At 60.8% G+C, this 11,603-nt stretch carries 10 protein-coding genes, 1 tRNA gene and 1 pseudogene; 10 read left to right on the top strand and 2 right to left on the bottom strand.

The features are described from left to right. Positions 1-354: 354 nt before the first annotated feature. The 3 genes from IIC71_14435 (at position 355) to IIC71_14425 (ending at position 2,919) form a co-directional block, all read left to right on the top strand. Positions 355-1,410, top strand: a complete 1,056-nt coding sequence (locus tag IIC71_14435) for an IS110 family transposase (GenBank protein MCH7670379.1) — start codon at positions 355-357, stop codon at positions 1,408-1,410. A 293-nt stretch (positions 1,411-1,703) separates the two neighbouring features. Next, entirely contained in the window at positions 1,704-1,886 is a 183-nt protein-coding gene (locus tag IIC71_14430; protein MCH7670378.1) for a hypothetical protein, read from the top strand. 61 nt (positions 1,887-1,947) lie between these two features. Next, positions 1,948-2,919, top strand: coding sequence for a toll/interleukin-1 receptor domain-containing protein (locus IIC71_14425; GenBank protein ID MCH7670377.1), 972 nt, complete (start codon positions 1,948-1,950; stop codon positions 2,917-2,919). 224 nt (positions 2,920-3,143) lie between these two features. On the opposite strand, the gene IIC71_14420 is transcribed toward IIC71_14425, so the two are convergent. Beyond that, positions 3,144-3,221 (bottom strand) — tRNA-Ile (locus tag IIC71_14420). 196 nt (positions 3,222-3,417) lie between these two features. On the opposite strand from IIC71_14420, the gene IIC71_14415 reads away from it, so the two are divergent. From IIC71_14415 to IIC71_14405, 3 genes are all read left to right on the top strand, one after another. After that, positions 3,418-4,110, top strand: coding sequence for a hypothetical protein (locus tag IIC71_14415; GenBank protein MCH7670376.1), 693 nt, complete (start codon positions 3,418-3,420; stop codon positions 4,108-4,110). 110 nt (positions 4,111-4,220) lie between these two features. Continuing rightward, the gene (locus IIC71_14410) at positions 4,221-5,192 is read left to right on the top strand and encodes a winged helix-turn-helix transcriptional regulator (GenBank protein MCH7670375.1); all 972 of its coding nucleotides are present in this window, start codon (positions 4,221-4,223) and stop codon (positions 5,190-5,192) included. A 309-nt stretch (positions 5,193-5,501) separates the two neighbouring features. Then, positions 5,502-5,903 carry a DUF805 domain-containing protein gene (locus IIC71_14405; GenBank protein MCH7670374.1) on the top strand — a complete coding sequence of 134 codons (402 nt, stop codon included), beginning with the start codon at positions 5,502-5,504 and terminating at the stop codon, positions 5,901-5,903. Between the two features lie 2 nt (positions 5,904-5,905). Here the strand turns inward: IIC71_14405 and IIC71_14400 are convergent, their stop codons facing one another. Further along, on the bottom strand, positions 5,906-6,706 hold the full coding sequence (locus tag IIC71_14400; GenBank protein MCH7670373.1) for an FMN-binding glutamate synthase family protein: 801 nt from the start codon (positions 6,704-6,706) through the stop codon (positions 5,906-5,908). A gap of 276 nt (positions 6,707-6,982) precedes the next feature. Between IIC71_14400 and IIC71_14395 the strand changes: the two genes are divergently transcribed. The 4 genes and pseudogenes from IIC71_14395 (at position 6,983) to IIC71_14380 (ending at position 11,544) form a co-directional block, all read left to right on the top strand. Next, a complete protein-coding gene (locus tag IIC71_14395) occupies positions 6,983-7,369 on the top strand; it encodes a carboxymuconolactone decarboxylase family protein (GenBank protein MCH7670372.1) in 387 nt (128 codons plus the stop codon). 147 nt (positions 7,370-7,516) lie between these two features. Continuing rightward, entirely contained in the window at positions 7,517-10,930 is a 3,414-nt protein-coding gene (locus IIC71_14390; protein MCH7670371.1) for an IscS subfamily cysteine desulfurase, read from the top strand. A 231-nt stretch (positions 10,931-11,161) separates the two neighbouring features. After that, a pseudogene (locus IIC71_14385) lies at positions 11,162-11,380 on the top strand (IS30 family transposase). A 5-nt stretch (positions 11,381-11,385) separates the two neighbouring features. Continuing rightward, entirely contained in the window at positions 11,386-11,544 is a 159-nt protein-coding gene (locus IIC71_14380) for a hypothetical protein (protein ID MCH7670370.1), read from the top strand. Positions 11,545-11,603: the final 59 nt, after the last annotated feature.

Raw genomic sequence — 11,603 nt, 5'->3', positions numbered from 1 at the left:
CACTCACCAAACGGAGACCGCACAACCAATGGCATCAAGCCCACTTGGCGAACGTCCACACCCAGCCGATCTTCCGCCACTTGCCCTCATGTCCGACAGTGGACGCTTGCACCGAGATTGAGTCGCCGACTTGTATGTGGGGACCGGTTTGTGCGCCCTCAGGGTTCTAGTGTCCGGTAGGTCGTTGGCCGGGGTGGCTCGTGAATCGCCTGCCGCCTCCGGGTTGGCTCTCCCAGGGTGTGCCTCCGGGCTGGCGGCTGGCTGCGGTCTGGCTCAACAGAGGCATGATTCCCGTGTGTGGGTCTCCAAGTCGGCATGCCGACCGTGGTCTTCATCAATTGAAAGGACCATGTCATGATTATCGGAATCGATCCGCACAAGGCCAGCCACACCGCAACCGCGGTCGACCCGGCGACCAACACGCCCGTGTCGTCGCTACGAGTCGATGCAAGCCTGGCTGGCTATCGAGAGTTGTTGCGTTGGGGCCGACAGTTCCCTCAGCGTCGATGGGCGGTCGAGAACGCCAAGGGGCTTGGCTGTCATTTGGCGCAGTGGCTGGTCGCTCGCGATGAAGCCGTTGTCGATGTCGCGACCTCGGCGACGGCACGGGTGCGGGAGCTGTCGCGTGGCGGGCGACGCAAGAACGATGTGATCGACGCGTCGGCGGCTGCGAGTGTCGCTGCGCTCCAGGGCGACATTGCAGTCGTGGCGGCCGAGGACGAAACAACCGTGTTCGCTCTGCTTGAGGAACGGCGGGCGAACCTCGCTGCTCAGCGGGTCCGATCAGTCAACCAGCTCCACGCGTTGTTGAGAGACCTGATCCCTGGCGGAGTACCCACGTCGCTCAAGGCCAACGCCGCAGCCGAGGTTCTGCGCAAGATCAGGCCAGCGACAGCTACCGAGCGTATCCGCAAGATGCTTGGCTGGGATTTGGTGCGAGAAATCCGCAGTCTTGACTCGCAACTGGGCTTGATCGCAGCCCAGATGACCGAAGCGCTCGACGACTACGGCAGTCAACTACTCGAGGTCGACGGGATCGGACCCGTGCTTGCAGCCCGGCTCATTGGACGCACCGGACGACCATCGCGGTTCCGTAGCTCCGACGCGTTCGCGAGTTACGCCGGGGTCGCCCCGATCGAGGTCTCCAGCGGTGAACGTGTCACCCATCGGCTTTCCCGCAGTGGCGACCGCAAACTGAACTCCGCTGTGCATCTGATCGCGGTGACCCAGGTACGCATGCCCAAGAGCGCCGGCCGTCGATACTTCGACCGCAAGATCGACGAAGGTAAGACCCGCAACGAGGCTATGCGTTGCCTCAAACGCAAGATCGCCGCCCACGTCTGGCGTCGCATGCTCGCCGACGAACAACGCCGTCAGGCCGTCTACGCGTCCCTCAAAAACGCTGCTTGACAAACACAGAGGCACCCTGGGAACACCAATCTTTAGACCAATGCAGCCCTCTGATTCTTGAGGTGGAGCCCAAGCGGTGCCTCCGTTACTCCCCCACGACGACTGCTCCTGACAAGTCCGAATTTCAGGGTTTGTACTTCCACAAGGGAACCGGGGCCAATGCAGTTCACATCCGCCTCGTGGTGGGCGGGAATCCAGTGTCCACGTCGCAGCTGAACAGAAGGTCATCCATATTGCCGAACGAGACCTCACTCACCCCGCAACAGCAGCGTGGTTCTTGTAAAGTGGTTTTCATGCCTGACTTTGCTTCCACCACCGGCCTTGACGAGGCGATTCAGGCACTCCTACCAAGTCTTGTCGAGTTCACGCAGTTTGAGGGAGCCGACCGGGCCGCTCCGCGTTCGGAATGGATTGACTCGATAGACGAACCGCTTCCGCAAATCGGCGCTGGTGCAGGCCCTCGTTACGTCGTCTGACTGACGAGCAGGTCGATGTAGGTTGAGGACGCTGTCACTGTGCCGCGCTAACGTTGCCGGTATGTCAGACCCTAAGGCCCCTCGTGTGTTCTTGAGCCACGCCAGCGAGGACAAAGACCGATTTGTCATACCGTTTGCCCGGGCACTACGCCGACGTGGTTTGGATGTTTGGGTCGACCGATGGGAGATGCTCCCAGGTGACAGCCTCGTCGAAAAAATCTTCGAGGAGGGAATCGGCAGCGCGTCCGCGATGATCGTCGTCCTCTCTAGGAGTAGTTTGTCGAAGCCATGGGTAGTCGAGGAACTCGACGCGGGAATCGTAAAGAGGATCGAAACCGGCAGCCGGTTGATCCCGATCGTTCTCGACGGGCTTGCTCCAACGGATCTTCCACAAGCCATCCAGCATCTCCTATTTGAGTCCGTGGCCGACACATCCGACATCACGGATGTCGTAAATCGTGTAGTCCGCTCAGTGTTCGGAGGTGGAGCGGCGCCTGAGGTCGGCGAGCAACCGCGATATGCGTCCTCTGCCTCCGCCGACCATTCGGGACTAAATCACACAGACAGTGTTGTCCTTCGCGCAGCCGGTGAAGAGGCGGTGAGAGATTCGGGAACCAGGTTCGTAACGGCCGACTTTCTCGAGACATTGCTCGAAGAGTTCGACATGGACCGCGAGACGGCAATTGAGTCACTGGAAGTGCTCGACGAGCTGCGGTACATCGAGGTCCGACGGACACTGAGCGCTGGACTCGAAGGGATGCGCTATTTCACCCTCAAGCACGCAGGAATGGAGCGCTTTCTCCGATCCGACGGGGCTGACTACGAACGGCAGGTCGACGTAGTCTCAGCACGGCTCGCCGGGTGGGCCAAGGACCAGGGAACTGTTCCCGAATTAACCGAGGCCACCGGCTTCCCGAGCCTTATTGTTCGGCACATTCTCGAGAGTCTCGAATCGCGTGGGCTGCTCAAGTTGTCGCGTACGGCCACCACACGCTTCTACAACCTTTCTCCCCGTCTTAGAAGGCTTGCGTAACCCGGTTTTCACGACCCCAACGGTCGTCGCAGCGGTGTGCCGTTGGACCAGCAACGCCGACACTCAGCCTCGGAATGCGCAGCCCGATCAACCAAGAAAGATCCACCACGAGAACCCGGCTACCGCCCACGCAACCCAGGCAGATTGACTCCGGCATACCTAGGGAATACCAGCGTCTCCAACTTTTCGAGGGGATTCAGTCTCCGATGTCGCCCGACAGGACATGGTGGGCCCGGCAGGACTTGAACCTGCGACCAAGCGATTATGAGTCGCCTGCTCTTACCAACCTGAGCTACGGGCCCCAACTGTCCAGGAGTGTAACAACGTGGACCGCACGCTCTACTCGTTGGTTCCGGCCAGAATGTCGTCTTTCTCGGGTCGCCGGGCCTGGTGCTGTACCGTATGCTCACATACGAACGCCGCAGGTGGTGCAGTGGGATCTCGACTGGCTTCGCACCGGTGCGTCGAACGCGGAACTACGGGGATGAGCGAACGGTGATGGATCTCACGCCATTTCAAGACGAGCTGGCTACCTGGTTCCAGACGCCGCGTCTCGAAAGCGACGGACTCGTCGTGCTGCTCCCCGACGCTCCCGTCGATCTGGCGGCCATTGCGTTCGACACTCTCGACGACCTCGAGTCGGAAGAGGCGTCGTACGAAGTGATCGGCGAGCAAACCGGTCTTCGACCCCTCGTAACGTTCGAGTGGGATGAAGGCGACACCGCACCGTGGCGATTCGCCATCGAGTTGCTCCCTATCGACAACCGGGTGTATCTCACGACTCCCCCCGACGGCGCCATCGAGCAGGCGTGGGAGGCGTTTGCGGTGTGCACGGATGGTTCCAATGACCTCTACGCCGCAGTTTTCGTCGATCTCGCAATGGAGAACGGCGAGTCATACGGGATAGATCTCTTCTCGAGCCTGCCGACAACCATATGGAGCGATGTCATCAATCGGGCCGTGATATTTGCGAGCTTTTTCCGATATCTCGACTGGGACGAAGCGCGCACTCCAGGGGCGTGGAAGACGGCCTCGTCTGACCTTCCATCAGCTATGGCGGAGAACAGGAACCTGTCACTCGCCGCCGCCGCCGTACAACACGACGATATCGAAGTGAACCGGGCAATGTTCCTAGCGACGTGGATCGCACAAGCGTACAAACCAACACGCCCCCCAACCCCCGCCGAATAACCTCCCCCAACCCCCTCCGATCGTGCCGTTCGGCTACTGTCGTTCTTCTTGACGTTTGTCCGTCGATGTCGTATAGTTCGATATAGATCGAACGATACGGTTTCCATCACATGGCACAGTCAGACACCAAAATTCACGACTTCACAGCGTCGGCGCCGGCGTTCTCTATCACCGTTGAAGCGCGGCCTGTTTACGAGGCTCTGACGCACTTGTTTGTGTGGAGCCACGGTAGCCGCGCCGACTACGCCGACACGGTTACGTTCGACCTAATGGAACACGCCGGCGCAGAGATTCTCGGCATGCTGCAAGCCCTCGGCGACAATGAGCAAGTCTGGCCGAGCCTCATCGGAATCGCAACGGAACCGGGCGTCAAGACCGTCTCCGACCTGATCCGCCGACTCGACGAGAAAGCGCTCGAACATATCCTGGAATGTAGAACGAACTCCGAGCACACAGCAAAAAACGCCACCGCCTTGCCCAGCACCTCCCCCGCGGAGTTCGGCGACAAGCTCATTTCGATTCTGACAAAGTTTGAGACAGAAATCGAACCGGAGCTTGCGGACCGCATGGCGATACTCGAACGGTCCGCCGAGGAAAAGCGAGCGATGGCAAGGCGAATGTCCCCTGCTGATCTCGTAGAGGAAGCGACAGGCGGCGTCGCTCTCGAGATTGGTCCACAGGTCGCCGGAATTCTGCTGATCCCCTCCATTGCGATCAGACCATGGGCTCTGCTGTGCGAACACGAAGGCACCCGAATTGTTTGCTACTCGGTGACCGACGAAGTTCTCAACGCGGACCCCGAAGCACCGCCGGCGTACTTGGTGGACCTGTTCAAGGCGCTGGGAGACGAAAGACGGCTGTCGATGCTCAAGCTCATCTCACAGGGCAACACCACACTCCGAGAACTCACCGACCACACCGGCCTCGCCAAGTCGACAGCTCACCACCACATTGGTGCGCTCCGGCGAGCCGGACTCATCAGAGTTGTCGTTACGGACGACGACAACTACTACCAACTCAGATCAACCAATGTTGGAGACGCAGGTTCGCTGCTTCGCCGATTCCTCGGCCAAGACAACTGACAGCACCAACAGAGACTTCCAGAAAGGAGCTCCGCATGTACCTAACTTTCAACCTCGATCTGGCGTCAGCCCACATCACTGAACTCAAAAACGATCGGTTCGCCGGCCGCCCTGACCTGTGCGCCGACATCAGCAAATAACCAAGCCAACACGAGTCAATCCAGCGAAAAATCGGCCACCACTGCCTCCGGTACGGCCGATTTCTCGCGTGCGATCCTCACCACCTCCGGAGAGGCCTCCAGAAGAGCACTCGGCTAACGTTGCACTCGAAGACCCAGTATTGCACATGCAACTGAACCGGGAGAGACAGTGACATTCACCGAATCCATCGCCACCTGCTTTTCGAAGTACGCGACGTTCTCAGGCCGCGCAACGCAACCCGAGTACTGGTGGTTCGCCCTTTTCACGTCGGTGGTTTCGGTATTCCTATCCACTGCGGGCGCTAGCGGGTTAGCCACTTTATCGTTGATTTTCGGACTGGCAACTTTCCTGCCAGGGCTTTCCGCCGCCGTCCGCCGACTGCATGACACGAACCATTCGGGGTGGTTCTTGTTGATTGCGCTCGTCCCGTTTGGTGGGTTCTACGTCCTGTGGCTGTTGATCAAGAAAGGCAATGACGGTATGAACATCTACGACTACGAACCCGGGTACCCACAAGCCGGAACGATTAGCCAGGACTGGGCGCCGCCAGAAGACACGCAGTTTCGGTAGGGCTAGCGGACCGCTGCAACTCCGCCGAATGACACGCCGGACAACGCGGCCATCTCTGGTTTCCAAGTCGTCAAGTCGTCAACAGTCAGATCGCTCAGACTGGAGTGACCACATGCCCTCGCTAGTACCTGCATGAGTTCGACAGCAGCCCCGAAATACCGCGCCAGCCGGTGCGCCGCTTCGTCAACAGGAAGACGCGCACGGAGGTGCTCCTTTTGGGTGGCGATGCCGACAGGGCAGTTATTCGTGTTACACGCCCGCATGCCCAGGCAGCCGATCGCCTGAAGCGGGGCGTTTGCTAGGGCTATCGCATCAGCTCCAAGCGCCATTGCCTTCACAAAGTCAGCAGGTGTGCGCAGCCCGCCGGTGATGACAAGGGTGACATCGGGTGCGTGTTCGTCGAGGAACCGCCGTGCCCTCGCCAACGCCGGGATCGTCGGAACCGATATGTTGTCACGGAACAACAGTGGCGCCGCACCGGTCGCTCCCCCACGCCCATCAAGAATCACATAGTCGACACCCACCTCGAGCGCAGCCTCGAGGTCGTCTTCGACGTGTTGTGCTGACAGCTTGAACCCGATCGGGATCCCCCCGGTTCGCTCACGAACTTCTGCTGCGAACTCGGCGAACTGCTCAGGTTCGGTCCATTCCGGAAAGCGCGAAGGCGAAACGGCGTCCTCGCCTGGGGTAAGGCCTCGCACCTCGGCGATCTCCACCGTCACCTTGAGACACGGCAGGTGACCTCCCGTACCAGTTTTGGCGGCCTGCCCACTGAGCTTCCCCCCAGATCGTGGAAGGTTCAACTATGCGGCTTCGGCCGTTCCTGATTCTAATTTGGCATGTTCTGTTTCGTAGTCAGTTTCGTAGTCAATGGGTGATGCCAAGCTTCTTAGCTGCCTCAACAAAACCCAGGGCGATTCGGAATATTCAAGCAGACACCTGAGTTCTCATTCGGAGAAGAGCACGCCAAATACGACTCTCAGATTGTTCCAGGATGGGGACGTTCAACTCGGAGTTGATGTGACGGGTATGACCACCAGAAGAAGAGAAGCTATGACCACCAGAAGAAGAGAAGCCGGATGCCGACCTTAGATCTCATCGAGGAAGAGGAAGCCAGCGAGCGTGTACAGCAGACATACAAGAAGATCAAGGCTCGCTACGGTGGCTTCCTGCCCGACATCTACAAGGCATTCGCCAACGACCCGACCTACTTGGAGTCGATCAACGACCATATGGCCAAGGTGCTCGAACCCCGCAAGGTCGACGCCAAGACCAAGGAAGTCATCGCCTTCACAGTGGCGGCCATCAACGCATGCGACTTCTGCCTAAACGCCCACACTGCCGGCTTGCACCGTCACGGGTACGACGACGAGGCGATCGCTGAGATCCTCGGAACCGTTGCTCTCTGGTCTGAGGTGACTCGATTCAACATCGGGGCACAGGTCACATGGACACCAACCGGTTAGCGCCTCGGGCAGGGAACACACGATTCGAGCGACATCAACGCCTCAACACTTGTTCTGGTCAGGCGTGACACCTGTTGACGAGGACGAAAGCGGACGGTCACGCAGAGCTATCGTGGCTGGGGGCCGGAGCTACACGGAGCATGAGTCATGGTCATTCCGAAAGAAGTGACGGAGCCAGTTTTAGACATCAGTAGCGGTATCTGTGGTATCTGTCCTGCCGGATGCTGGGTGAAGGTCGGCGTTCGCGACGGCAGGCTGGAAACGATTGCACCCGATGATGGCCACCCGCTCGGCATGTTGTGCCGACGGGGGGCACACGCCAGGGACATCGTGTACAGCAAGGACAGGCTCCGCTATCCGATGAAACGGGTGGGTCCCAAGGGAACCCACGAGTTCGAGCAGATCTCGTGGGATGAGGCCTACGATCTGATCGTCGAGAATCTCGAGCGGATCAAGACGGAGTCTGGTGCGGAGGCGACCGCCGTCTACACGGGCCGGGGGGCGTTCGAGCTGTCGCTGTGCGACATGTACCAGCCCAGGGAGGCTCCGGTCTCGTCGGCATCAAACGTGCTGTTTCCCTTCGGCTCGCCCAACACGATGGGGGTTGGCGCGCTGTGTTACGTCTCGTTTGCCATCATCGCCCCTCACGTGACGATGGGCCGGATGCTCATCGACATGTTCAGCGACATCGAGAACGCTGAGATGCTCTTTGTCTGGGGCACCAACCCGGCCACCGACTCCCCGCCCCTCGACATGCATCGGCTCGAAGCGGCAACGGCTCGCGGGGCCGACATCGTGGTGATCGACCCTCGCCGCACCGAAACGGTCGAACTCGGCAACGCCCAATGGGTTCCGATCCGCCCAGGGACCGACGCGGCCCTGGCCCTCTCCATGATCGGAGTGCTGATTGACGAGGACCTCTACGACGAGGACTTCGCAGACAACTGGTGCCACGGCTTCGAGGAACTGCGCAGCTACGTCCAACACTTCTCCCCGGAAGTGACCGAAACCATCACGGGCGTGCCTGCGGACACCATTCGGGACCTCGCCCGGCGCCTCGCAGGAGCCACCGGCGCATGTCCGCTGATGTACAGCGGCCTCGAGTACTCCAACAGCGGCATTCAGGCGATCCGAGCCGTGTATTCGTTGTTTGCCCTCGCTGGCCAACTCGACGTGCCCGGTGGCATCGGGCTCGCAATGCTCGACACGCACTTTCCGATCAACCGGTCATGCAATCAGCCCAATCCCGACATCGGTCGGGCGGTGGGTTTCGACAAGTTCCCGCTCTACTCCAAGTACCGGGGCGAGGGCCACGCATCGAGCTTGGTCGACGCTGTGCTGCACGAGGATCCCTACGCGATTCGAGCACTAATCATCCACGGCGCCTCCATCCTCACCTCATGGCCCCAGACACCGATCTGGGAGGAGACACTCTCCAAGCTGGACTTCGTGGTGTGCATCGACCGCAACCTTACCGCAGACGCCCGCTACGCCGACGTGGTGCTGCCGGCAACCACCATGTTCGAGATCGACTCCTACATGACGTACGGTCCCATATTCCGACTGCGGGACAAGGTCATCGAACCAGTTGGGGAGGCTCGCAACGACTACCTGATCATGGCTGAGCTTGCTCGCAGACTCGGCCATGGGCACCTGTTCCCGCAGACTGAGGACGAGATGATTCGCCGAGCGCTCGACGGATCCGGGTTCACAGTGGAGGACGTGAGAGAGGCGGGTGGCTGGGTGAAGCTCCCAACGCCGATGATGGAGTACAAGAAATGGCAGAAGGGCGGACTGCGCCACGACGGCACCCCAGGGTTCGACACCCCGACAGGCAAGTTCGAGATCTGGTCCACCATCCTCGAGGACTACGGCTACGAGCCCCTCCCCAAGTACACCGAGCCGACCGAGGGACCCATCGCCGCTCCCGATGTGGCCGAGGACTACCCCCTCGTCTTCAACTCGGGGGCGCGACCTCAGACTGACTTCCGTTCGCAGCACCACGGGGTCGGCGACCTCGTCAAAGACAGCCCCGAACCGATTGTGGAAATCAACCTGGAGGATGCCGCGGAGCGCGGAATCAACACCGGTGACCTCGTCGAGGTTTCCACGAAACGCGGCGCAGTACCGTTCCGCGCCAGAGTCACAGACGGGATCGTCAAGGGCGCCATCGAAGCGAACATGGGTGGGGGAACCGCAGTGGGCCCGGAGCCCTGGCAGGAGTGGAACGTCAACATCCTCACCGACCTCGACAACTACGACGAGATCTCCGGATTCCCCGTATACAAGGCGCTCCTGTGCGAAGTCATGAAGCTAGAAGAAGGTACCGAGGCCACGCGGCGCACCGCCCGGGCCCACGTCGCCGACACCACCCGGCCGCTCGCACAGCCTCGTCCCGCGAAACGACGCATCTACCTCGACAACAACGCCACCACCGAGATCGACGACGAGGTGCGCAAAGCAATGGCATCGTACCTTGGGGCCTCCCACGGCAACCCTTCGAGTATCCACCGCTCCGGTAGAGACGCCAGGCAAGCGATCGTCCAGGCCCGCCGCCAGATCTCGCGGCTGATCAACGCCCGCCCGCGAAGCATCATCTTCACCGGCGGCGGCTCCGAGGCCGACAATCTGGCTCTCAAAGGTGTCGCCTTCAGATACACAGACAAGGGCCGCCACCTCATCACCACCACAATCGAGCACCCCGCAGTCCTCGGGGCAGCAGCCTTCCTGGAGCGTATCGGGTACGACATCACCTACCTCGACGTCGACGAATGGGGACGGCTCGACCCGAAACGGCTCGCGATGGCGATGCGTGACGACACCATCCTGGTGTCGATCATGATGGCCAACAACGAGGTCGGCACCATCCAGCCCATCAAGGAGCTGTGCCGGATCACCCACGATAGAGGGGCGCTCTTCCACACCGACGCAGTGCAAGCGGTGGGAAAGATCCTCGTCGACGTCGACGACCTCGGCATCGATCTCCTGAGCATCGCGGCCCACAAGTTCCACGGCCCCAAGGGGGTTGGGGCGCTATACGTGCGCAAAGGTGTCGAACTCGAGGCGCTCATCCACGGAGGAAAGCAGGAACGCGGACTCCGGGCCGGCACCGAGAACGTCCCCGCCATCGTGGGAATGGGTAGAGCCGCGGATCTTGCCCCCGACCGGGTGGCGAGCGGGGACCGGCTGGCAGAGCTACGGGACCGACTCGAGGAGAAGATCCGCCGGCTGGTACCCGGTGCGGCACTCAACGGCGACCGCGACAACCGGCTGCCCAACACACTCAACCTCACCCTCCCCGGGCTCCGGGGAGAATCCCTGGTGGTGGCCCTCGATCAGCACGGCATCGCACTCTCGTCAGGGTCCGCCTGCAAGACCGGCAACCCCGACCCCACCCACGTCCTCATCGCAATGGGCAGAGCGCCCGAATCCGCGCATTGTGCTGTGCGGTTCTCGCTGTCCCACCACACCACAGACGAGGACATCGACGCCACCGTGAACGCGCTGGCTGAGGTGCTCGAAGAGATGGAGACCACCGTTCGCTTCCTGTCCTGCAAGTGAAAGCCCGGCACCGACGGCCGGTGCCGTAGGTGGATTCAAATGGTCGTTGCAACACCTTGAGTGTGAGGAGTTGGGATGGGTACGAGGAGACATCGTGCGGCTGATCGTGCGTTGCGCCCGCCGGTGTGGCGTCGTGAGCATCTTGAGCGGTTCTGGGAAGGCATCGCTGGTGGGTTGTCGAGTGAGGAAGCCAGCGTTGCTACTGGGCTATCTCCTGCCGTTGGAAGTCGTTTGGCTGGTCACGGTGCCGAAGCCGTGCGGGACGCCATCGCCGCCTCGATCACCACACTGCCCGAACAGCTTCGGCGTTCGCTCACCTGGGACCGAGGCGCAGAGATGGCCCAACACGCCCAGCTCCGCATCGACACCGGTGTCGCGATCTACTTCTTGAACCCGCAGTCACCCTGGCAACGAGGCACCAACGGACTGCTACGCCAGTACTTCCCCAAAGCACCTTGATTGCGGTCGTCCCGTTTGGTGGGTTCTACGTCCTGTGGCTATTGATCAAGAAAGGCACGGACGGTATGAACATCTACGACTACGAACCCGGGTACCCACAAGCCGGAACGATTAGCCAGGACTGGGCGCCGCCAGAAGACACGCAGTTTCGGTAGGGCTAGCGGACCGCTGCAACTCCGCCGAATGACACGCCGGACAACGCGGCCATCTCTGG

Source organism: Acidobacteriota bacterium (genome assembly GCA_022562055.1).
GTDB lineage: Bacteria > Actinomycetota > Acidimicrobiia > Spongiisociales > UBA5794 > BMS3BBIN02.
Note: the sequence above shows the minus strand (reverse complement) of the source record. Positions and strands in the feature narration are given on the sequence as shown.